The following is a 23,037-nucleotide window of genomic DNA, read 5'->3' as shown; positions in this document are numbered from 1 at the left end:
GGCCTCCCCTGGCTTCATTTGTAAGGAGGACCTATGAGCACGGGGATTGAAACGTTCGTCGAATATCGCCGGCAGCTGCACCGCATTCCGGAGCCCGGCTTCGCGGAATTCAAAACGCAGCGCTTCCTGCTGGACCGCATCGCCGAGCTGCCGCAGGACCGGATCGAAATCCGCACATGGCGCACCGGCATACTCGTCAAAGTGAAAGGCGCGAGCCCGCGCCGCACGTTCGGCTACCGCGCCGACATGGACGGCTTGCCGATCGAAGAAGACACATCCTACGCATTTCGCTCGACTCACCCCGGGTACATGCACGCATGCGGCCACGACATGCACATGGCGATCGGTCTCGGCGTCTTGACGCACTTTGCGGAACGGCCGATGGACGACGACCTCGTCGTCGTTTTCCAGCCGGCCGAGGAAGGTCCGGGCGGAGCCGAGCCGATGCTGGAAAGCGCCGAGCTGGCGGACTGGATGCCGGACCAGATCGTCGCCCTCCACATCGCGCCGGAATACGAGGTCGGCACGATCGCGACGCGGCCCGGCCTATTGTTCGCCAACACGTCGGAGCTGTTCATCGACCTGAAGGGCAAAGGCGGCCATGCCGCCTACCCGCACCGGGCGAACGATATGGTCGTCGCGGCCGCCCATTTGCTCGTGCAGCTGCAATCGATCGTCGCCCGCAACGTCAATCCGCTCGATTCGGCGGTCATCACGGTCGGCAAAATCGACGGCGGCACGAAGCAAAACATTATCGCCGAAACGGCCCGCCTCGAAGGGACGATCCGGACGCTGTCGAAAGAGACGATGGAGCTCGTGAAAAAGCGGATCGAGGCGCTCGTGCGCGGCACGGAGGCGGCGTTCGACTGCGTCGCCGCGATCGATTACGGCGCGAACTACAGGCAGGTGTACAACGACGAAACGATCACGCGCGAATTTATGGGCTGGCTCGGCGAATCCAAAACGGCGCGGCTGGTCGAATGCTCGGAGGCGATGACCGGCGAGGATTACGGGTATTTTCTCGAACGCATTCCCGGATTCATGTTCTGGCTCGGCGTCGATACGCCGTACGGACTGCACCACGCGAAGCTGGAGCCCGACGAAAAAGCCATTCCCGTCGCCATCGATACGGTTACGCGGTATATCCGCTGGAAATCGGAACAGCCTACGGGAGGACGATCGTCATGAACGGCGAAACCGCGGTCCGACCCGCTTCCGAGAACAAAGTGAACATCATGGGCGTTCCGTTTTCAAAACGGACGTTCGACGAAACGATCGACCTTTTGAGCCATATCGCCAACGGGCCGGAGCGCAGCGTCTACCATGTCGTTACGGCCAACCCGGAAATCGTCATGTCCGCCTCGAAGGACGGACAGCTGATGCATATTCTTCACGAAGCGGGGCTCATTACCGCCGACGGCATCGGCATCGTGCTGGCCGCCAAATGGAAAGGCGAGCCCGTTCCCGGACGCGTTACCGGCTACGATATGCTGATGCGGCTGCTCGAGCTCGGCGACCGGGAGCGCTGGTCGTTTTACTTTCTCGGCACCGACGAAGACACGAGCCGCAAGGCGGTCGAAACGATCGCCGCCCGCTATCCGAACGTGCGCATTGCCGGAAGGCATAACGGGTATTTCGGCGCGGACGAGGAGCCGGCCATCGTCGAGGAAATCGCCGCCGCGGGGCCCGACTTCCTGATCGTCGCGATGGGCGCGCCTCAGGCGGAGCGCTGGATTTACCGCAACAAGCCGAAGCTCGGGGCGAAAATCGCCATGGGCGTCGGCGGAAGCCTCGATATTATCGGCGGCAAAGTGCAGCGCGCGCCCGACTTCTGGATCAAGCTCAACCTCGAATGGCTGCACCGCCTTCTGTCCAACCCGACGCGCTGGCGCAGGCAGCTCGTACTCCCGGTTTTCGCCGCCAAAGCGTTCATCCGGCGGAAAGAGCGCTGAAGCGCTGAAGCGCTTCGTCCCGGCCGCCGCGAATCACAAACAAAGCGCCCCGTTCCCGTCGAACGGAGCGCTTTTTCCATGTCCGAACGTCCGTTACCAGGCGTCCGTTGATACTTTCATCTTGATATTGTCGAAATAGGCTTTGCCGTTCGCGATCGCCGCGTTGTCGTTCGTCAAATACGTTCGTACGACGTTCGTCGTGTCGGCGGGCGACGTAAACGTCACCGTTTTGGCCGTCCAGTTCGTATCCTGGAATGACAAAGCGGCGATAATCGCGCCGGTCGTCTCGTTTTTCACGTACACTTTGCCTCCGGCTCCGCTGCCGTCCGTCTTGCCCGTCAGCGTGAGCGTATAGGACGTCGAAGGCAGCCACCCTTCCCACGTCTGGTTCGCCTGCTGGGCCGTCGTTCCGGTCGCTTTGATCGCGAGGCCGTATTTCCCTTCATAAGCGTTCGCGGCGTCCAAGTAGACGGTCGAAGCGGTCGAGTCGATGCGGTTCCATTGGGCGGGCTGCGTCGTATCGGTCGACGTCGTCATTTCGAACCCTTGGTTGACGATTTTCGAGCGGTCCCATTTCATAATGCGCGACAGCGTCAGCAGGTAGGCCGAATTCGTCGGCGTAAAGCCGCGGTACTGCTCCGCCGCGATCGGATACAAGCTTTTGCTGAACTGGGACAGCTCCGTCCAGTTGGACATATATTTGCTGAAGTCGGCCGCTCCGGTGCCGTTCACGTAATGCGAGATCGTCGGCGCCGTAGTCGATTGGTTCCACATGACGTTGACGAGCGTGTTTTTGAACTTGTCCATATCGGCTCCGGTAAACATTTGCCCGTTTCGGTACATATCCAGCACGAAGCCGAGATCCACGTTCGCGTGAGAGGCGTCTTCCACGGTCGACGCGTAATAGGCGTAGTTCCAGGTATAGGCCGTACCGTTCGCGACGAGCGCGTTTTTGAAATATTGGCCGACCCGTTTGGCGCGGTCCAAATAAGTCGGATTGCCGTTCGATTCATACAGCACGATAAGCATGTTGGCATACGCCAACGCCTGGTTGTACGGCAAGTACGTCCAGGTGGAGCCGTGCGAAAACGCGTCGAACTTGGCCGACTGCTTGTACATGCCCGTCGTCGAGCTGATGGCCGCCCACGTATTGCCGATGTAGGCGCTGTTTTCCCAGCGGGGAACGATATTGTTTTCCAGAAACGCGAGATAGCCGTTCGCTTTCGTCAAGTAGGCGCTTTGCAAGGCGGGCGTGCTGCGGACGAGCTTGATAAACTTGGCGATCGGCGTTCCGATCACCCCGTCGTGCACCATATAGGGCAGCTTCGCGTTTACCCGGACGTTATCGAAAAACGCGCTGCCGCCGGGAACGGTATACGTCTGATGGCCCAGCCATACTTCGAGCTCGTGTCCCGTCGCCGCGGGAGTCCGGCATTCGGCCGTCTTGTACGCCCAGCTCGTGTTTTCGAACGGAACCGAGCACAAAATCGTATTCGTCGTCTTATCGCGCAAATAAGCTCTCCCTTTGGCCGCCGAACCGTTCGTCTTGCCGTAAAACTGCAGCACGTACAGCGTATCCGGCTCGTAATCGTTCAGGGGCCGGTACAAGCTCTGCCATTTCGTCCCGGTCGATTCCGTGCGCACCTCGACCGCGCGGCTGCCGCTCGTTTGAGTCGGATGGTCGGTCGTCAGAAACGCCGTGGAGCTCGTCGACTGAAAGCGGATCCAGCCGGCGGGAAGCGTGCTGTCCGTGGACGAAACGGTTTCGAAATCCCAATTGCCGACTTCGACCGGCGAATACCGGAAGCTGCTCCAACCCAAATAGCCGTCGTTGTCGATATCGTCCGCCGTGGCGATCATCGTATCGGTATGCGTCACGAGCTTGTCCAGCCATGCCGTATTTTTCGTCAAGCCGTACAGATCGAGGTAGCTTTCCGACACGTAGCTCTCGCCCCAGGCGAGGGTGCCCCCGTCGTTGCTCGTATAATAGTTGTCGCCGAGGCTGCTTTCTGCGGTCACGTACGAGTCGTACCAAGCGTTGGAAGATGCCGAAGCGGAAAATGCCGGTCCCCAAACGAGGCAGGCGGCCAACACGATCGCCGCCCATCCCGGCGGCTTTGCGAAAAGCTTCATCACCGATTCCTCCCTAAAAAGTGGTGATTGCTGCGGGCAATTCCGATGAAGTATCCTCGATGCCGGTCCGATTTGGCGACAACCCCTCCTTCGCTCGGGCGGAATCCGTATGTAACCGCTCTCATTTTCATTGTACCATACTTCCGCAGAATATAAATACAGATCATATACAGGTTTCTTGGCGAACCAAAAAAGCCTTGATCCGTCGCCGGCCAAGGCTTTTTCCCATAATCGTTCCGATTAAAACTGGTACTGCACCGTAACGCTCGTCGTCACCTTGAGCTCGCCCGTCGAAATGCTCGTCGAAGCGCCCGCGGCGTCCATCGCCGCCGTCTTCGCTTCGATCGCGATGTTGCTGTACAGCGAAGGAACGGCTACGCCGCCGCCTTGATTGACGGCCACGATCCCTTTCACTTCTTTGCCGGCGTATTTCGCGATCGCGTCCGCCTTCGCTCTGGCGTTGTCCATCGCTTTCTGAATGACTTGCAGCTCGTACTCCTGCCCTTTCTCCGTGCTGAACCGAACGCCTTCGATTTGGTTCGCTCCGGCGGCGGAGACGGCGTCCAGGAACGTGCCGAGATTGTCGAGATCGCGGTACGTCACCTGCAGCATTTGGGTCGCGCTGTATCCTTTTAATTTCTGCTCGCGTTCGGTGTACGTATACTCGGGCCGAACGTTGAAGCCGGACGTTTGCACGTCTTTCGCCGCCAGCTTGTACTTGTCGAACAGCACCTCGCGCAGCTTCGTATACGCTTCCGCGTTGGCCGCTTGAGCTTCCTTCGCCGTAGCCGCCTCCGTGCGGATGCCGAGGCTGACGTATGCGACGTCCGGCGAAATCGTCATTTCGCCTTGGCCGGTAACGGTGATGACGTTTTGCGCGGCGGTTTGTTCGGCCGCGTAAGCGGTCGTCGGACCGAGCGTCGGCGCGCTGCGCACATACAGCGCGGTCGTGAGCGCCACGGCGGCGATTCCGGCGATAAGCCATTTTCGGTTGCGAACGTTGATCATTCGATTACCCCTTCTTTCCAAAGAATGTTTTGCCAATTTTACAAACGAGCCTCTTCGGAAAAAGGTTGCAGCCGAATCGAACCGACCCCAAAAAAATTTTACAGACGCGACACGAACGACTCCAGCTTGTTCATCGCCTTCTCCAGCACGTCCATCGAATACGCGTACGAGATGCGCACATACCCTTCCCCATACTCGGAAAAAGCGTCCCCCGGCACGACGGCTACCCGTTCCTGCTCCAACAGCCGCATCGTAAAATCGAGGGAGCTCAGTCCGAACCGTTTGATCGAGGGGAACAAATAAAACGCCCCCTCCGGCTTGTCCGCCTCGAGCCCGATTCGCTGCAGCTTGTCGTACACGTAGTCTCTGCGCGCCTTATATTCCCGCTTCATCGGCTCGGCGTCGTCGAAGCCGGCGGTCAGCGCCTCGATGGCCGCATATTGGCTTACCGAGCTGGCGCACGTGACATTGTATTGATGAACTTTGACGATATGTTTGGCGATCGTCTCTGGCGCGAAAACGAAGCCGATGCGCCAGCCGGTCATCGAGTGCGATTTCGACAGCCCGTTAATGACGATCGTTTGATCCTTCATGCCCGGCTGGGCGGCGATCGAACGATGCGGCGCGTCGTACAGCAGCTCGCTGTAAATTTCGTCCGAGACGGCGAAAATCGGCCTGCCGCGCAGCAGCTCGGCGATCTCCTTCAGCTGCCGCTCCTCCACGACGCGTCCCGTCGGATTCGACGGATAGCACAAAACGACCGCCCGCGTCCGGTCCGTCAGCTTCGGCGCAAGCAGCTCGGCGGTCAAACGGAAGCCCGTTTCCCTCGTGTCGACGTAAACCGGAGTCGCGCCGCACATCCGCACGATCGGCTCGTAGCCCGGATAAATCGGGCCGGGCAAGATGACCTCGGTGCCCGGAGCAAGTATCGTCCGCAGCGTAATGTCGAGCGCCTGGCTCGCCCCCGCCGTCACGATGATTTCTTGCTCCGGGTCGTACGACAGCCCGTATTTGCGGCTTACGAAGTCCGCGGCGGCCCGCCGCAGCTCGATCAGCCCGCTGTTCGCCGTATATACCGTCTTGCGCTCGTCCAGCGCCCGTTTGCCGGCTTCCACGATATGGGCCGGCGTCGGAAAGTCCGGCTGTCCGATCGTCAGCGTAATCGCGTCCTTATACGTCGCGACCAAATTCGAAATTTTGCGAATGCCCGATATTTGAATATGCTGAACCGCGCTATTGACCAAATGCTCCACGCAATTTCTCCTCCCGCAGCATGAATAAGTCCGACGGATCGACGCGGACGAATTCATAAACAGTATTCATCCGTTCGGCTGCGCCGGACGATATCACAACGTTTTTAACACATCGAGCAAATGCTTCATGTCGTCCGGCAGCGGTGCTTCGAACTCCATATAGGCGCCCGTCGTCGGATGGACGAAACCGAGCGCTTGCGCGTGAAGCGCCTGCCCTTCGATCGGGTTTCCTTTGCTTCGGCCGTAGACCGGATCGCCGACAAGCGGGTGATCGATATACTTCATATGGACGCGAATTTGGTGCGTCCGGCCCGTTTCCAGCTTCAGCTCCAGCACGGAATAGCCCGCGATGCGTTCGAGCACGATAAAATGCGTGACCGCCCGCTTGCTGTTTTTGTCCGTCACCATATATTTTTTGCGGTCGCTCGGGTCGCGTCCGATCGGAGCGTCGATCGTTCCCTGATCGTGGGCCACGTTGCCGTGGACGACGGCCGTATATTTGCGCGTCACGCTGTGGGCTTTCAGTTGCGCGGCGAGCGACACGTGCGCCTTGTCGTTTTTGGCCGCCATCAGCAGGCCGGACGTATCTTTGTCGATCCGGTGCACGATGCCGGGGCGCAGCACCCCGTTAATGCCGGACAAATCGTCGCAATGATGAAGCAGCGCATTGACGAGCGTGCCGGAATAATGGCCCGGCGCCGGATGCACGACCATGCCGCGCGGCTTGTTGACGACGATGACGTCGGCGTCCTCGTACACGATATCGAGCGGAATCGGTTCCCCGGCGATCGCCACATCGACCGGCTCCGGAATCGCCAGCGCAATCCGGTCTCCGAGGGCGAGCTTGTAGTTCGGCTTGACGGCCGCGCCGTTTACGGTCACATCGCCGTTTCGTATCCACAGCTGGACTTGCGAACGGGAATATTCCTCCGGGACCGCTTCCGTCACGTATTTATCGATCCGCTCTCCCGCTTCTCCTTCCGCCACGGTCCATTCCCGAACCTCGGATTCCCGCTCGAACTCGTCGAAGCCTTCTTCGTCGTCCGCGACAGCCGCGACGAACGTTTCGTTTTCATTTCGCGTCTTCTTGCCCATGAACCAATCCTCTTCTTTCTTTCCGCCAAACGAGGAGCGAATCGAGGAAAATGAGCGCTACCCCGATAACGATCGCCGAATCGGCCAAGTTGAATATCGCGAAATCGTAATCGACGTCCCACCCGAGCAGCGAGAAGACGAAACGAAAATGGAGAAAGTCGACGACCTCCCCGAACAGCGCCCGGTCGAGAAAATTGCCGAGCGCCCCGCCCAGCAGCAGCCCGAGCGCGCATTTCAGCAGCGTCTTGGATCGATCGTGGCGCAGCTTCCGCAAATACCATACGATTCCGACGACGATGACGATCGTAACCGCAATGAAAAACCAGCGCTGATCCTGCAAAATGCCGAACGCCGCTCCCCGGTTGCGATGCGACGTCAATTGAAAAAAATCGCCGATTACGGATCGCGATTCGCCTTCGTACATGTTGACGACGATCAACCGCTTCGTAAATTGATCGAGTGCGAATACGATAAGAGCGATAACGTAATAAATCAATGGATATCCTCCCCGGGTGACGAATGGTTCCAACTTCTCGCATTGTAGCATAGCCGACGCTTGCCCGTCCAATTAGCGTCTTGGCCGGCGGCACGAAGCGCGGTCCGGCGGCGACGCCGTCCATGCGCGGTTCGCTCCGTCCCGTCGGAGCCGTTTCAAGGAAATGTTGGTGCTTATATTTCGCCCGATATTGCAAACGATAGTACCATCGCGAATCAACGACTTTTGTTTTGCGGAAAGGGGGTACGGTCGTTTGACATCACTCACGAACGAACAACGGGAGACGCTGCGCGACCTGCTCGAGAGGGAACGGCACTCGATCGAGCGCCGACTTGCGGACAACGACCATTTCGGCTCCGCCGACCCGCTCGGCGCTGCGACGGGCGAGCTTTCCTCGTACGACAACCATCCGGCCGATTTGGGTTCGGAAGTATTCGAACGCGGCAAAGACATCGCGCTGAACGAGCACGAGGAGCACCGGCTCGCGGATATCAAGGACGCGCTTCAACGGATGAAGGAAGGCACGTACGGCCGGTGCGCCATTTGCCGCAGGCCGATTCCGTACGAGCGGCTGCAGGCGATGCCCGACACCGAATACTGCATCGACCACGTCCCCGACCGGGAGCTGTCGCAGCGCAGACCGGCCGAGGAAAAATTGATGGAGCCGCCGTTCGGCCGGACCAGCCTCGACGAGCATGCCGACGAAACGGAATTCGACGGCGAGGACGCCTGGCAAATCGTAGAGAGCTGGGGCAACTCGGACAGCCCGGCGATGGCGGAAAATCCCGAAGTTCACGACTACGAATCGATGTATGCGGAAGCCGAGGAAAACGAAGGCTTCGTCGAGCCTTACGAAAGCTTTGTCGCCACCGATCTGTACGGCCAGCACGTGACGGTCGTTCGCAACCGCCATTATCGCGAATATATGGAGCATTACGAAGGCGAGCCTCTGCTCGAGCCCGACTACGCGTATGTCGACGAAGACGACGGACTGCGGTAAAAAAAGCGGCGTCGAAGCCGATCGTTCTAATACGCCCGGCCTTCGAGCTGCACCTGCACGATTTTGACAATGTCTGCAATATAGTCGCCGATGATCGGCAAATTGAGCGCGCCCAGCAGCCGGAGCACGTACAGGATCGTCGCCGTGAACACGGTGAAGCCGATGGCGATGCCGACGCCCCGCGCGATGCCGGCATACAAATTGGTAAAAATGATTCGTCTCGGTTTGTTTAGCAGCATGACGTAGTCGGCGATTTGCGTCTTTTCCATCTGATCGGCGATTTTCGTCAGCCTGTCGTTCAACTTCTCCAACGAAGTCGGTTCCGGCTTGTTTCGGTCGGTCATACGGCAAAACCTCCTTCGGTTTAGTTATTGCCGCGGTCGTCCGCTCTAATACCGCCTCGCCTCATTCGCGCCGAAGCGTCGGCTCCGAAACAAAAATAACCTCTTGTCCGGGAAGTGGACGAGAGGTTGCTTCCGCGCGCAGCAAACCGTTTACTGCTGCTCTTCCTTCGATTCGAGCGAATCCCACTGCTCGCTGCTTAACATTTCGAGCTGCGCTTCGACGAGCGTCCGGAACCGGGTGCGGTAAATCGCCGCCTGCTTTTTGAGTTCTTCGATTTCCAAGGCGATTTTGCGGGATTTGACGAGCGATTCGTTAATGATTCGGTCGGCGTTTTTCTCCGCTTCTTTAATGATCAGCTGAGCTTCCTTTTTCGAATTGGCGCGAAGCTCGTCGGCGGCTTCCTGGGCGACGATAATCGTTTTGCTCAGCGTTTCCTCGATATTGGCGAAATGGTCGAGCCGTTCCTGAAGCGCTGCCACTTGACTTTGAAGCTCTTTATTTTCACGTATATACATTTCGTAATCTTTAATGACTTGATCGAGAAATTCGTTGACGTCATCCTCGCTGTATCCGCGAAGACGGCGGCTAAACTCCTTGTTATGTATGTCCAATGGCGTTAAAGGCATTGGCGCACCTCCTGTATGTGATGACAGCGGATTTGCGTTCATCCAACCGCCCATGTACATTTTTCGACGGGACGAACGAAAATCCTGCAACGACTTACACGAATTTGCCAATTTTTAACCGGACTCTTCCTTTTTTCGTCTCTCCCCCGGCTTCGAGCAGCTTGAATCGGCCGAATCCTTGGAAGGAGACGACGTCGCCTTCCCGAAGCGGCTTGGACGGGTCCTCTTCGGGCTTCCAGTTCACTTTGCACCGTCCGGACTTGATCGGAGCGAGCACTTTCGCCCGGCTCAGCCGATAGACGTCGCTGACGATGCCGTCCAATCGCATCGACGCGACCGTCAAGTACATTTCCTCGAAAGTCTGCGACGCGGGCAGCAGCTTCTCCGTCGGAAGCGTTTCGGTAAAGACGCGAACCCGGCTCACTTGCCGCAGGTTCAGGTGGACGTAATCGATAATTTCGCCGGCAACGAGACAGTGACAGCCGTCGCCGCGAACGTGAATGTCGCCGAGCTTGTCGCGTTTGATGCCTACGCCGAGCAGCGAGCCGAGAAAATCGCCGTGGTCCAGCTGCGAAAATTTCGCATCGTCGGAAGTGATCGACAGCAGTCCGACGTTCGCCTCCTCCGCTTCAATATCGCTGTAGAGCGGAGCGATGATGGCCCGTTTGCGCTCGGCCTGCTCGTAGCCTCCGTCGAACCGGACCCGGACGTCGCCGCTGCGGCCGGCGAGCGACTGCACGATGAACGACTGCCTCGGGTCCAAAAAATCGGTCAGCTTCACGGCGTGCTGATCGGCGGCGCGCCGAATCCAGTCCTCCGCTTTGTCGACAAACCGGTGCTCGTCGGGATGGAAATGGGAATACAGCTCCGTCGTCGCCACAGCCGTCACCCGAACGCGTTCAGCACGTAGGCGACGACCGTCTGCAAGCCGAAAATGACGAAACGAAGCGCGATCAGCGCGATGATCGGGGAAATGTCGATCATGCCGCCGATCGGCGGAATAAAACGGCGGAACAGCGACAAGTAAGGTTCGACCAGCTTGCCGAGCATTTCGCCGATAAAGCTGTCTCTGGCGTTGGGCAGCCACGACAGCAGCACGTACGCGATCACCAAATACGTATAGACCGTGCCGACCTTGTCGATATACCCGAGTATGTTAGCGATCACTACATCACTCAATAACATTCACCTCTATCGAATAAATTCATCCTGTTCGCTTAGCATCTCCGAGATGGCCCCCTGAATTTCAACCGAATCGGGGGTGCAGAGGAAAATGTTCGGTCCGATCTTCGTTATGCCGCCGTTCAAGGCGTATACCGTGCCGCTCAAAAAATCGACGATCCGGATCGCCTGATCGGTGCGCACGCGCTGCAAGTTGACGACGACAGGACGCCGCGAGCGCAAATGGTCGGCGATCTCCTGCGTTTCTTCGTACGAGCGCGGTTCGTTCAAAACGACGCGGATGTTTCGCTGCGAATGGATGCTGACGATATTCCCCTTATTCGTTTTACGCGCGTCGGCCGGAGAGGTTTCATGCTCCTCCGTTTCTTCCGCTGCGGGCCGCGTATCGCGTTCGACGATTTCTTCCTCGTCCTGCAGGCCGACAAAATTCAAAAAACGATTCATAACTCCCATTACGATTGTCCTCCTTTACATCGTTCGGTTTATTCGTTCCGTCGGCGCTCCCGTGCAAACGCGAGCGGGCGGAATCGCCGGACGCGAGGCCGGACGATCAGCCTTCCTTGCCGACCAGCACCGTCCCGAGCCGAACCCAGGTGGCCCCCTCTTCGATGGCGACCTCGAAATCGTTCGACATGCCCATCGAGAGATGCTTCACCTCGTAACCGAGCGTCCCCGCGCGGTTCAAATCGTCGCGCAGCCGCTTCAAGCCGCGGAATACCGGCCTCGTCTCCTCGGCTTCCGCTTCGAACGGCGCCATCGTCATCAGCCCCGCGACGCGCAGGCGCGGGAAGTCGGTCAGCCGTTTCGCGAACGCGCCGAGCTGCTCGGGAGCCAGTCCATATTTCGTTTGTTCGCCGGAGACGTTCACTTGAATGAAGCAATCGACCGTTATGCCGAGCTTCGCGGCGCACCGGTCGAGCTCCTCCGCCAGCGACAGCCTGTCCAGCGAATGAACGTACGCGAATTTACCGACGACATATTTCACTTTATTCGTTTGCAAATGCCCGATAAAATGCCAGACGGCATCGGGCCCGATCGACAGCCATTTCGCCTCCGCGTCCTGCCAGCGGTTTTCCCCGATATGGCGCAGACCGCTTGCGACCGCTTCCCGCGCTGTTTCGGTCGATACGTATTTCGTAACCGCGATGACGTTTACATCCTCGCGATTACGCCCGCTTCGCGCGCAAGCATCGGCAATCCGCGCTTCGACTTGGCGAATTCGTTCCAGCATACCCAAGGCGCCTTCCAGTCCTTTCCGTCACCCGATCGCGCCCCATTGCATCGATCGCTGATTTGTTCGTCGTTATTCGGCCTAGGAGCCGTTCAGGCGAAGTCCGATCCAGGACGCCATCCGGCCGGTCGATCCGTTTTCTTTCCGATGGGAATAAAACAGATCGGTGCGGCAGCCGGTACACATCCCACACATTTCGATATGCATCGGCAATATTCCTGCTTTTATCATAATTTGTCTGTTCAATTCTTGCAAGCCGAGCATCGCCTTGCCGCCTTCCGCCGGCGTATACACGCGCGCCCGCGCCTCCGCGTCCGCTCCGATCCCGGTCAAGCAGTCTTCGATACGTTCGATGACGCGGCCGTCCACCTCGTAGCAGCACGGGCCGATCGAAGGCCCGATTGCGGCGAGTACGTCTACCGGCTTCGTTCCGAACGCCGCCGACATCGCTTCGACCGTATGGCGCGCGATTTCCAGCACCGTTCCTTTCCAGCCCGCATGCGCCAGCCCGACCGCTCCGCGGACCGGATCGAAAACATAAAGCGGCACGCAATCGGCGTAAAACGACGTCAGCCATATTCCCGGCTCGTTCGTGATGAGCGCATCCGTATCCGGGATCGCGTCCTCGCGGGCGAGAAGCCCCCGGCCCCGGTCGCTTCGCCGGACGACCGCCACGTTGCGGCCGTGCACTTGTTCCCCGCACGTCCACGCTTCGAGCGGGACGCGAAGCGCGTCCGCGAGCCTTTTGCGGTTTTCCGCCACATGCTCCGGAGAATCGGCGACGTGCAGCGCGCAGTTCAGCGAATCGTAATGTCCGGCGCTAACCCCGCCGAGCCGAGTCGTAAAGCCGGCGCTAAGCCCGGGATAGTCCCGCTCCCATCGTTCGATATGCAATCGGGCCGGCTGCCCCGGCGTCGTCGTCAAGCGAAACGGTTCCAATGCTCGTCCTCTCCTCTCGGTTACCAGTATACCATATGCGCGCCGGAGGGGTTGCAAATGCGCGGGCGACAAGCCGGACGCCGACGAAACCGCACGACGCGGTAAGCCGCCGGCCCGCCGCCGCGAGCCGCAGCGGCTTCCGGGACGGCAACCGGTACGTCGCCCGCTTCAATAGCTTCGTTTATACTCTACGGCCGACTCGCCTTCGTTTTCGACGCGGTACGTTTTCGCCTCGTCGAGCTTGACGAGCACGACGTCCATCCCGATTTTGACGATGTTGCGCCAGGGGATGACGACGTCCGTTCCGCCGCCGAACATGCCGAAAAATTTGCTCTGGTTCGGCACGACGATCGCGTCGATGCGGCCTTGACGCAAATCCAGCTCGAGATCGCTGATTTGGCCCAGCTTTTTGCCGTCGACGATGTTGATGACGTCCTTCGATTGGAAATCGGAAATTTTCAAGGCGAATCACCACGAATCGCAGAAGTTGGGAGCCTATTCGCTCTACTTCATGTATATGTGGCGTACCGGCAAAATGTCCTGCATCTTCCCGCGGACGGGCTCTAATTTGTTCGAGCGGCGCGGACGGGAAAAACGCGGGTCCATATGAAAAAGCCGTCGACTGAAACCAGCCCGACGGCTTTGCTCGTTTGCCAGATATGGTACCGGCCCGTCCGCCGGTTACGTTTTGACGTGCTTCTGCATTTGCGAAATCGCCGACTTTTCGAGACGCGACACTTGCGCTTGCGAGATGCCGATCTCGTCGGCCACCTCCATCTGCGTTTTGCCTTCGAAAAAACGCATCGACAATATCATTTTTTCGCGGTCGTTCAGCTTTCGCATCGCCTCCCGCAGAGCGATTCCTTCGATCCACGAAACGTCCTTGTTCCGTTCGTCGCTTATTTGGTCCATGACGTAGATCGGATCCCCGCCGTCATGGTAGATCGGTTCGAATAACGATACCGGGTCCTGAATCGCGTCGAGCGCAAAGACGACGTCTTCCTTCGGCACGTTCAGCGCCTCGGAAATTTCGTATACGGTCGGCTCGCGCGAGTTCGAATTCGTCAGCTGGTCGCGCACCTGGAGCGCCTTGTAGGCGATATCGCGAAGCGATCGGGAAACCCGGATCGGATTGTTGTCGCGCAAATAGCGGCGTATTTCGCCGATAATCATCGGCACCGCGTACGTCGAAAATTTGACGTTCTGGCTTAAGTCGAAATTGTCGATAGCTTTCATGAGGCCGATGCACCCGACTTGAAACAAGTCGTCGACGAATTCGCCGCGGTTGTTGAAGCGTTGAATGACGCTGAGCACTAATCGCAAATTGCCGTTTACCAATTTCTCCCTTGCTGCTCGTTCGTTTCTCGACTGAAGCTCTACGAACAATTCCCGCATTTCCGCGTTGGACAGAACAGGCAGTTTCGAAGTATCGACACCACATATTTCGACTTTGTTTCGGGTCAACGTGTATACCTCCCAAGGAGAAACATTACTGTTAATTATCTCCCTGGAAGTTTTTTTTATGCGCTTCGGAGCGGGAACGGACGTTCGCAAAATGCCTCGGAAATCGCTTACAGCCTACTCTCCGTAATGCCGCGCTCCGCCAACTTTTTGACCGGGGGCGAAAGCGAAAAGAGAAGCGTCCGCCTCTCCTTCGTCACACCATTTTATTGAATTCTTTGCGCAGACGTTTGATGATCCGCTTCTCCAAACGGGATATGTACGACTGGGAAATGCCGAGCAAATCGGCGACGTCCTTTTGCGTTTTCTCCTCGCCGTCCTGCAGACCGAAGCGAAGCTCCATAATGATGCGCTCCCGCTCCGTCAATTTGTCCAGCGCCTTATGCAGCAGCTTCCGGTCGACCTGCTCCTCGATGTTGCGGTAAATCGTATCGTTTTCCGTCCCGAGCACGTCCGACAGCAGCAGCTCGTTGCCGTCCCAGTCGATGTTGAGCGGCTCGTCGAACGATACTTCCGTCCGCACTTTGCTGTTGCGCCGCAAATACATCAAAATTTCGTTCTCGATGCATCGCGACGCGTACGTGGCCAGCTTGATTTTTTTCTCCGGGTCGAACGTGTTGACGGCTTTGATCAGGCCGATCGCGCCGATCGACACGAGGTCCTCGATATTGATCCCGGTATTTTCGAACTTGCGGGCGATATAGACGACAAGCCGCAAATTCCGCTCGATCAGCATGGCGCGAATGGCCGCGTCTCCCGTAGGAAGCTTGCCGAGCAAATATTCTTCTTCTTCCCGCGTAAGCGGGGGAGGCAGCGCCTCGCTGCCGCCGATATAGTAGATTTCCTCGCTTTTCAATCCGAGCAGGAACAAGATTCGGTAATACAGCAGTTGGACCGCCAGTTTCCATTTGAGCAGCATGTGGGTTCCTCCTAAGAGCTTTTCCCCGAAAGCGGCTTGGTCGAGTTTAAGGGAAAAGCTGGCTTCGTAAGCATCCGCCGAGCTTTTCCCCGAAAGCGGCTTGGTCGAGTTTAAGGGAAAAGCCGGCTTCGTTAGCATCCTCCGAGCTTTCGGCTTCCTGTATAGGGACCCGCGCCGCGCAAGAGCGGCAGCTTCCGCCGCTTAAGCTTCCAGCTGCACGAGCGTCGGGTGAATGATCGCCTGGTACGATCCGTCGGCGCAAAGCTTGCCGCCGTCGAGGCCGACGAGCACTTTCTCGTTCACGATTTCCGCTTCGTTATGGACGATCACCACCTTATCGGGCTTGACAGCCAGCATGAATTGCGTTCCGCGGTTCACCCCCCGATAAGGAATAAGGCGGAGCCGGTCTTGCCAGACGAACGTATCGTCCGCGATGCCGGCGACGAGCTGATCGACCTCGCTTCGCTTGATCCGGTTCAGCCACGAATCGGGCAGCACCCCGTTCCATTGCGCCGCTTCGATCACCATGACCGGGGTTCGCGTCAGCGGGTCGTACAGCCGGTTGCCGGTATCGATCAAACCGGTGCAAACCGACTCGAAGTCGTCGATGCGGATGCGCACCTCGGCCAAATAATGCGTCAGCTCCTTCCTTCGCTTCGCGCTGACGAACACGGACTTGAACATCCAGACGAGCGGCGGAACCGTCAGCAGGACGAACAGCAGGCCGACGTCGATTCGGTGCGCTAGGCCGCCCGAGCTCGTAACGAGTATGCCGTTCATCACTTGGCCGGGCGACCGCATGAAGTAGTGAATGCCGAACATGCCGCCCGCCACGGCGAAGTTGACCAAATAAAACGTGCCCAAATTGCGCAAAAACGTCTGCAGTCCGCCGAAGCCGAAGGCGATCGCGATCATCGCGAGCGAAAATAAGCATTTCACGGCGAACGTAAACATAAAAGATAATGACGGCATCAGCATCATGACGACGTAGGAGGCGCCGAGCACGGCGGATGCGAACAGCCGCCACGGGCTTGGCCGGATATGCCGGATGCGCGCCGTGACGGACAGGATGGCGCCGTCGATCAACAGATTGGCAAGGAAGATCAGATCCAAATATACGACCATACACTATCCCCCCGCCCGCGGGAAAGCCAAAGACGGCGAACGCGCCGCTGCGGCGCGCAAAGCCTGTACGCGGTATGAAGCCGCGGCGATTTCGAACGGCTTTCGAATCGCGAAATCGATTTTAAGTATATAGTAAGCATATTTCAAAGTCTGTCTAAACTTGTCACTGGGCAGCGTCTTTTTTTAGCGAATTTTTATCGGAATAGTTGCGGGCGGAAACGGCATATACGTAAAGATCGAACAAAAAAAAGACAACTACGCCATGCGTAAGTTGCCTTGTTCGTACGTATTCGATTGTCCGGTCAACGGCCCGGATTGTTTTTGCCGCGATTGCGCAAAAACGTCGGAATGTCCAGCTGATCGCCGGAAGGCTGGGCTCCGAACGGACGCACTCCGCCCGGAGACGAAGGCCGTTCGACGCTTTCGGCCGACGACATTCCGGCAACGCCCCGCCGCTGAGGCTGGGACGGCGCCGGTTGATGCTCGAAGCCGGTGGCGATGACCGTGACCATAATTTCGTCGGTCAGCTTATCGTCGATCCCTGCGCCGAAAATCATGTTCACTTCCGGATCCGATGCGGTGGCGACAATATCCGCGGCCTCGTTCACTTCGTACAGGCTCAAGTTGACGCCGCCCGTAATGTTCATCAGGACGCCGCGCGCCCCGTCGATCGACGTTTCCAGAAGCGGGCTCATGATCGCCTTCTTGGCCGCCTCGGCCGCACGGTTTTCGCCCGTGGCGATGCCGATGCCCATAAGCGCGGAGCCTCGCTCGGTCATGATCGTCTTCACGTCGGCAAAATCGAGATTGATGAGACCCGGTACCGCGATCAAGTCGGAAATGCCTTTGACGCCTTGGTGAAGGACGTTGTCCGCTTGGCGGAACGCTTCGAGCATCGGCGTTTTCTTATCGATAATTTCGAGCAAACGGTCGTTCGGAATGACGATAAGCGTGTCCACTTTTTCCTTGAACGCCATAATGCCTTGTTCGGCTTGTCCCGCGCGCTTGCGGCCTTCGAACGTAAACGGCCGGGTGACGACGCCGACGGTCAGCGCGCCGCATTCCTTCGCGATCTCCGCGATGACCGGAGCCGCGCCGGTGCCGGTTCCGCCGCCCATGCCGGCGGTGACGAACACCATGTCCGCGCCGCGAAGCGCGTTGACGATCTGATCCCGGGATTCCTCGGCCGCTTTTTTGCCCACGTCCGGATTCGCGCCCGCTCCGAGCCCGCGGGTCAGCTTCTCCCCGAGCTGCAGCTTGATTTCGGACTTAGCCGTTTGCAGCGCTTGCGCGTCGGTGTTCGCCGTAATGAATTCGACGCCCTTCAGGCCGAATTCGATCATGCGGTTCACCGCGTTGCTCCCGCCGCCGCCGACGCCAATCACCTTGATCTTGGCCAGCGATTCCATCTCCACATCAATTTCAAACATAAATGTTTTATCCTCCCTCAAGTGCTCGTGATCGCCTTAGTCGCGAGAGCTAAATGAATTCGCTCAAATAATTTTTGATCCGTTCGAACAATCCGGGCTTATTCTCGCTCGTCGCCTTTTTGCTCGCCGTCGGAAGCTTCTTGACCGTCGCCCCCGGACGCTGACGCGAAAACTTGGATACGAAATGAACGATACCCACGCCGCTCGTATAAGCGGGGTCGCGAACGCCGATGAAGTCGGGAACCGCGAGCCGGACCGAATTTTCGAGCTCCGCCTGCGCGATTTCCAGCATGCCGGGCATCGACATGGCGCCGCCGGTCAGCACGTAGCCGCCGGGCACTTCGACGTAGCCGAGACGCGCTACTTCGGCGCGGATCAGCTGGAATATTTCCTGCACCCTCGGCTCGATAATATGGGCCAAATCGACCTGCGAAAATTCTTTGTCGACGTTGCTGCCGATCCGGTTCACTTTGAACAGCTGGTCGGCCGCCGCGTCTTCCGCGACCGCGCAGCCGAATTTCAGCTTGATTTTTTCCGCGATATCGAGCTGCGTGCGAAGTCCGATCGAAATGTCGTTCGTAATGTATTCCCCGCCGATCGGCAGCGTCGAAGTCGCGACCAGGCTCCCTTCCTCGAACACGGCGATCGTAATCGCGCCGGCGCCGATATCGACGAGAACGGTCCCGACCGTCTTCTCGTCCTTGGACAGCGACAGTTGCCCGGAGGCCAGCGCCATAAGAACTACGCCGGATACGCGCAGCCCCGATTTCTCCACGCAGCGGAGCAGGTTATGTATGGACGTCTTCGCGCCGGTAATGATGGTCGCTTCCACTTCCAGCCGAACGCCGATCATGCCTCTAGGATCTTGAATTCCCTCCAAGCCGTCAACTACGTATTGCTTCGGTACGACGCCGATGATTTCCCTCTCCGGCGGCAGCGCGATCACTTTCGAAGCTTGCAGCACGCGCTCGATGTCCTCTTCCCCGATTTCCCGGTCTTCGTTGGAGACGGCCACCACGCCGTGGCTCGACTGCAAGGCGATATGATTACCGGCTATGCCGACGTACACTTCCGATATTTGTATGCCTACCATCCGTTCGGCATGGTCGATCGCCCCGCGGATCGATTGCACGGTTTGATCGATATCCACGATCGCTCCTTTGCGGATACCTTCCGAGTCGGCCGAGCCGACCCCGATTATATTAATGGCGCCGTTGTTCAATTCGCCGATAATCGCTCGCACTTTGGACGTACCGATGTCCAGACTCACAATGATGTCATTGCTGCTCAACCTTTGGCACCTCCTAAAGATTCCTCATGATTGGTAAAGGTGTATAAAACGCCTTTGTACTTATTCCACACGGTTACTGGTTTCCCTCTTTTTTTCACAATTTTTTATGCGGTTTCGGCCTATCAATTATTGGCAATTTGCGAGTATAACCGACAAGAGCTTACACGATCCCATAATTACAATTCTACCATTTATTAAAACGATTGAGTAGTTTTTTTTAGTAGGCTGCAAGACCGATGCCGAACCCGAAAATAAGCCAAAAAGAGGCCTAAGACTCGCCTCTTTCGACCGGCTTCTCCGTTATGTTTGCGGCTTCCGCGGCGCGCCCTCCCGCATCCGCCATCCTTACAGCTTTCGTATCAATTTCCTTTTTTCTGTGGATCCTTGGCGTCCGATTTTTGTCCGCCCGCGGCCGTACCTTGCGGCTTGCCGTAATACATCTCGAACGGGATGAACGTGTCCGCTTCCAGCAGCTCCAAAACGCCCGGATCGGTTTGCTTGTCCATCACCTGGAAATCGATCATTTCTTCCACGTACTGAATTTTGTCGGGCAAATAAGTCACCGTCGTATACACCTCGAATTGCGAGCGGGTGTACATCTTGATTTTATCCTCGTATGTATTCGTCGGAGACGGCCGGATTTCGGATATTTCCGCAAGCATTTTGTCCGATATGCGCCGGAGCGCACCGCAAAGCTCCAGCTTCCAAGGGTTCGCGTCGTCCCAGCCGGACAGGATCGGCTTGTCCATCACGATGTTGCGCTCCTTGACGGGCAGAGCGAGGCCGTTTGCGAGCACCATTTCTTTCTCGCCGGTCGGCCGGATTTGAAACGCGACGTGCGGATATTCCTGAACGGCGATGCGGAGCGAGCCGGGAAACTTTTTCGTGACCGTCACGCTCTCGACCGCCGGCAGCTGCCGGATGCGGTTCTCCACCGCCGAAGAACGGAAGCCGAAAAAATTGTCGCCGATCGCGATCGCGGCCGCTTGTCCGACCTCCTCCGCGGTCAGCGCCTTGTTGCCGGTTATGTCGATGCTGGCGATTTTGCTCAAGGAGGAACGGAAAAACAGAACGGCCAGCAGCGTAACGAACAGAAGCAGCAAAAAGAAAAGCAGCTTTCGGCTGCCGCGGCGCGGTCTCGGTTTCTCCTCGCGGAGCACGGGCATTCTTTCCTGCAATGGTAACCCTCCAATCGCAAAAAGCGGATGTCGCTATGAAACGCCGTACATCCCCTTCCATCCAGCAAGAAGGGGACCTCACGGGCGAAATATTTGTCTTTTCGGTTGTTACGGTACTTTCAGCTGCCGGATCGGGCTGTAGCGCTCGATTTTGGCGCCGAGCCGCCGGAACATGTTTTCGATCCGGTCGTAGCCGCGGTCGATATGATGAACTTGCTCCACGACCGTCGTGCCGCTGCAGGCCAGACCGGCGATGACGAGCGCGGCTCCCGCCCGCAAATCCGTCGCTTCGACCGTCGCGCCGTACAGCCGCGGCACTCCGCGAATGTACGCGCAGCTGCGATCGACCCGGATGTCGGCCCCCATGCGCGTCAGCTCGTCGACGTGCTTGAACCGTCCTTCGAAAACCGTCTCCTTCATGACGCTCGTTCCTTCGGCAAGCGCCAGAAACACCATCATCTGGGCCTGCAGATCGGTCGGAAACGAAGGATAAGGCGACGTAATGACGCGCTCCACCGCTTTCGGACGGGACGAACTGCTTACGGTCATTATATCATCGCTCGCGGCGATTTGAACACCCGCGCGCTTCATGACGTGTATGACGCTCGTCAGATGAGCGGGGTTTACGCGTTCGAGCGTAACGCTGCCTTTCGTTACGGCGGCCGCGATCATGAGCGTTCCCGTCACGATCCGGTCGGGGATGATCCGGTACGCCCGCGGAGTCAGCCGCTCGACGCCTTCGATCGTAATCGTATCCGTTCCGGCGCCGATCATTTTCGCGCCCATCGCGTTCAAAAAGTTTTGCAAATCCTGGATTTCCGGCTCGCGGGCGGCGCCCGAAATCGTCGTGATCCCCTCGGCCAACGCCGCGGCCATCATAATGTTTTCCGTTGCGCCGACGCTCGGATAATCGAGCGCAATGTCCGCCCCTCTCAGCCGGCCGGCGCGGCACGTAATCGTATTGCCCGATTCCTCGATCGTCGCGCCGAGCGCATGAAGACCTTTCAAATGCAAATCGATTTTGCGCTCCCCGATCGCGCAGCCTCCCGGCTGATGCACCTGCACCTCTCCGAAGCGGGATAGAAGCGGCCCCATCAAAAAGATGGACGATCGCATCTGCCCCATCAGCTCCTCGGGAACGTGCGACGAGTTCATGGACAACGTTTCCAGCGAAACGACGTCGCCCGCCAGCTCCGCCTTGCAGCCGAGCGCGCGCAAAATGTCCAGCATGACGTGAATATCGAGCAAATCCGGCACGTTCCCGATCCGGTGAACGCCCGCCGCCATCGTGCAAGCCGCCAAAATCGGCAATGCGGCGTTTTTGGCGCCATGAATCCGGACGCTGCCGGATAAAGGTTTCCCGCCTTCGATAACGAGCTTCTCCAATGTGTATACCCTCCCGAAAGCCTGCCTTGCAAGCCGGGAACCGGATCATACCGCGAATTACCGTTCGCCTACGACGAGCACTTCGGGCGTGAGCGACACGCCGAACTTGTCGCGTACCGTGCTCCTGATGTGATCCATCAATTGCAAAACGTCGCTCGCCGTGGCGCCGCCGGTATTGATGATGAAGTTGGCGTGCAGCGGCGACACTTCCGCCCCGCCGACGCGGTACCCTTTCAGGCCCGCCTCCTCGATCAGCCTGGCGGCGTGATGATCGTCCGGGTTGCGGAACGTGCTGCCGGCAGTCGCCAAATGAAGCGGCTGCGTTTTGATCCGACGTTCTTTGTTCGCCGCCATCGCCTGCGCGATTTGCTTGCGGTCCGCGCGAGCAAGCTCGAGCACCGCTTCCGTCACGATGCCGGGGCGGTCGTGAAGCAGGGAATGGCGGTAAGCGAACTTCATTTCATCGTTTCGCAATCGAACCGTTTCTCCGGTTTCCAGCACAATTTCGGCTTCTTTGAGAATACGTGACATATCCGAGCCGTGAGCCCCCGCATTCATGTAGACGGCGCCCCCTACGGTGCCGGGAATGCCCCCGGCGAATTCGAGCCCGCTCAATCCTTGCTTGCCGACCACGTTGGAGAGCGTAATGAGCGAAACGGCGCCACCGGCCGTAACGGCGGTATCGTCGATCCGAATGTGGTCCAGTCCTTTGCCGAGCTTCACGACGACGCCGCGGACGCCTTTATCGGAAACGAGCATGTTCGAGCCTCTGCCGATCGTCAGGAACGGCTGCCCGCTGCGTTGCAAAATGCGGATCGTCTCCGCCAGCTCCGCTTTCCCGCTCGGAGCGACGAGAACGTCCGCGGGGCCGCCTATTTTCCATGTCGTATACGGGGCAAGCGGTTCGTTCGGAAGAATGTCGCCCACTCGGGCTGCAAGCAAATCTTGTATAACCTGGCGCATAGGGAACCTCCTTCACGAAGTCGG

At 58.2% G+C, this 23,037-nt stretch carries 24 protein-coding genes; 3 read left to right on the top strand and 21 right to left on the bottom strand.

Annotation, left to right across the window (positions count from 1 at the left end):
• The first annotated feature begins 33 nt into the window (after positions 1-33).
• A complete protein-coding gene (locus PV407_RS20650; RefSeq protein ID WP_332091882.1) occupies positions 34-1,188 on the top strand; it encodes an N-acetyldiaminopimelate deacetylase in 1,155 nt (384 codons plus the stop codon).
• A complete protein-coding gene (locus PV407_RS20645; protein WP_332091881.1) occupies positions 1,185-1,952 on the top strand; it encodes a WecB/TagA/CpsF family glycosyltransferase in 768 nt (255 codons plus the stop codon). The genes PV407_RS20650 and PV407_RS20645 overlap by 4 nt, the downstream gene beginning before the upstream one ends.
• Positions 1,953-2,045: 93 nt before the next feature.
• On the opposite strand, the gene PV407_RS20640 is transcribed toward PV407_RS20645, so the two are convergent.
• The 5 genes from PV407_RS20640 to lspA all read right to left on the bottom strand — a co-directional run bounded on the left by PV407_RS20640 (position 2,046) and on the right by lspA (position 7,937).
• Positions 2,046-4,085 (bottom strand): hypothetical protein, encoded by a 2,040-nt coding sequence (locus PV407_RS20640; protein ID WP_332091880.1) that lies wholly within the window; start codon positions 4,083-4,085, stop codon positions 2,046-2,048.
• 240 nt (positions 4,086-4,325) lie between these two features.
• Entirely contained in the window at positions 4,326-5,093 is a 768-nt protein-coding gene (locus PV407_RS20635) for an SIMPL domain-containing protein (RefSeq protein WP_332091879.1), read from the bottom strand.
• Between the two features lie 98 nt (positions 5,094-5,191).
• Positions 5,192-6,346, bottom strand: coding sequence for an aminotransferase A (locus tag PV407_RS20630; RefSeq protein WP_332091878.1), 1,155 nt, complete (start codon positions 6,344-6,346; stop codon positions 5,192-5,194).
• A 93-nt stretch (positions 6,347-6,439) separates the two neighbouring features.
• The gene (locus tag PV407_RS20625) at positions 6,440-7,441 is read right to left on the bottom strand and encodes an RluA family pseudouridine synthase (protein WP_332091877.1); all 1,002 of its coding nucleotides are present in this window, start codon (positions 7,439-7,441) and stop codon (positions 6,440-6,442) included.
• Positions 7,419-7,937: a signal peptidase II gene (gene lspA, locus PV407_RS20620; RefSeq protein WP_332091876.1), complete on the bottom strand. Its 519-nt coding sequence runs from the start codon at positions 7,935-7,937 to the stop codon at positions 7,419-7,421. The genes PV407_RS20625 and lspA overlap by 23 nt, the downstream gene beginning before the upstream one ends.
• A 253-nt stretch (positions 7,938-8,190) precedes the next feature.
• Between lspA and PV407_RS20615 the strand changes: the two genes are divergently transcribed.
• On the top strand, positions 8,191-8,937 hold the full coding sequence (locus PV407_RS20615) for a TraR/DksA C4-type zinc finger protein (RefSeq protein ID WP_332091875.1): 747 nt from the start codon (positions 8,191-8,193) through the stop codon (positions 8,935-8,937).
• Positions 8,938-8,963: 26 nt separating this feature from the next.
• Here the strand turns inward: PV407_RS20615 and PV407_RS20610 are convergent, their stop codons facing one another.
• From PV407_RS20610 to murB, 16 genes are all read right to left on the bottom strand, one after another.
• Positions 8,964-9,281 carry a DUF5665 domain-containing protein gene (locus tag PV407_RS20610; RefSeq protein ID WP_332091874.1) on the bottom strand — a complete coding sequence of 106 codons (318 nt, stop codon included), beginning with the start codon at positions 9,279-9,281 and terminating at the stop codon, positions 8,964-8,966.
• A 150-nt stretch (positions 9,282-9,431) separates the two neighbouring features.
• A complete protein-coding gene (locus PV407_RS20605) occupies positions 9,432-9,908 on the bottom strand; it encodes a DivIVA domain-containing protein (RefSeq protein ID WP_332091873.1) in 477 nt (158 codons plus the stop codon).
• 94 nt (positions 9,909-10,002) lie between these two features.
• Entirely contained in the window at positions 10,003-10,788 is a 786-nt protein-coding gene (locus PV407_RS20600; protein ID WP_332091872.1) for a YlmH family RNA-binding protein, read from the bottom strand.
• A 5-nt stretch (positions 10,789-10,793) separates the two neighbouring features.
• The gene (locus PV407_RS20595) at positions 10,794-11,087 is read right to left on the bottom strand and encodes a YggT family protein (RefSeq protein ID WP_332091871.1); all 294 of its coding nucleotides are present in this window, start codon (positions 11,085-11,087) and stop codon (positions 10,794-10,796) included.
• A gap of 12 nt (positions 11,088-11,099) precedes the next feature.
• Positions 11,100-11,543, bottom strand: a complete 444-nt coding sequence (locus tag PV407_RS20590; protein WP_332091870.1) for a cell division protein SepF — start codon at positions 11,541-11,543, stop codon at positions 11,100-11,102.
• 97 nt (positions 11,544-11,640) lie between these two features.
• Positions 11,641-12,327, bottom strand: a complete 687-nt coding sequence (locus PV407_RS20585; protein WP_442951685.1) for a YggS family pyridoxal phosphate-dependent enzyme — start codon at positions 12,325-12,327, stop codon at positions 11,641-11,643.
• 75 nt (positions 12,328-12,402) lie between these two features.
• Entirely contained in the window at positions 12,403-13,260 is an 858-nt protein-coding gene (pgeF, locus tag PV407_RS20580) for a peptidoglycan editing factor PgeF (RefSeq protein ID WP_332091868.1), read from the bottom strand.
• Positions 13,261-13,428: 168 nt separating this feature from the next.
• Positions 13,429-13,722: a YlmC/YmxH family sporulation protein gene (locus PV407_RS20575; protein ID WP_332091867.1), complete on the bottom strand. Its 294-nt coding sequence runs from the start codon at positions 13,720-13,722 to the stop codon at positions 13,429-13,431.
• Between the two features lie 219 nt (positions 13,723-13,941).
• Positions 13,942-14,724 (bottom strand): RNA polymerase sporulation sigma factor SigG, encoded by a 783-nt coding sequence (gene sigG / locus PV407_RS20570; protein ID WP_332091866.1) that lies wholly within the window; start codon positions 14,722-14,724, stop codon positions 13,942-13,944.
• A gap of 193 nt (positions 14,725-14,917) precedes the next feature.
• Complete coding sequence (gene sigE, locus PV407_RS20565; protein WP_332091865.1) at positions 14,918-15,640, bottom strand: RNA polymerase sporulation sigma factor SigE; 723 nt, start codon at positions 15,638-15,640, stop codon at positions 14,918-14,920.
• A 201-nt stretch (positions 15,641-15,841) separates the two neighbouring features.
• The gene (gene spoIIGA, locus PV407_RS20560; RefSeq protein WP_332091864.1) at positions 15,842-16,765 is read right to left on the bottom strand and encodes a sigma-E processing peptidase SpoIIGA; all 924 of its coding nucleotides are present in this window, start codon (positions 16,763-16,765) and stop codon (positions 15,842-15,844) included.
• A gap of 302 nt (positions 16,766-17,067) precedes the next feature.
• Positions 17,068-18,195 (bottom strand): cell division protein FtsZ, encoded by a 1,128-nt coding sequence (gene ftsZ, locus PV407_RS20555; RefSeq protein WP_332091863.1) that lies wholly within the window; start codon positions 18,193-18,195, stop codon positions 17,068-17,070.
• 49 nt (positions 18,196-18,244) lie between these two features.
• Positions 18,245-19,486: a cell division protein FtsA gene (gene ftsA / locus PV407_RS20550; protein ID WP_332091862.1), complete on the bottom strand. Its 1,242-nt coding sequence runs from the start codon at positions 19,484-19,486 to the stop codon at positions 18,245-18,247.
• A 359-nt stretch (positions 19,487-19,845) separates the two neighbouring features.
• On the bottom strand, positions 19,846-20,664 hold the full coding sequence (locus PV407_RS20545; protein WP_332091861.1) for a cell division protein FtsQ/DivIB: 819 nt from the start codon (positions 20,662-20,664) through the stop codon (positions 19,846-19,848).
• A 108-nt stretch (positions 20,665-20,772) separates the two neighbouring features.
• Positions 20,773-22,050: a UDP-N-acetylglucosamine 1-carboxyvinyltransferase gene (murA, locus tag PV407_RS20540; RefSeq protein WP_332091860.1), complete on the bottom strand. Its 1,278-nt coding sequence runs from the start codon at positions 22,048-22,050 to the stop codon at positions 20,773-20,775.
• 57 nt (positions 22,051-22,107) lie between these two features.
• Complete coding sequence (gene murB / locus PV407_RS20535) at positions 22,108-23,013, bottom strand: UDP-N-acetylmuramate dehydrogenase (RefSeq protein WP_332091859.1); 906 nt, start codon at positions 23,011-23,013, stop codon at positions 22,108-22,110.
• Between the last annotated feature and the right edge of the window lie 24 nt (positions 23,014-23,037).

It is taken from the genome of Paenibacillus sp. GYB003 (genome assembly GCF_036577625.1).
In the GTDB taxonomy this organism is placed as follows: domain Bacteria; phylum Bacillota; class Bacilli; order Paenibacillales; family NBRC-103111; genus Paenibacillus_AB.
Note: the sequence above shows the minus strand (reverse complement) of the source record. Positions and strands in the feature narration are given on the sequence as shown.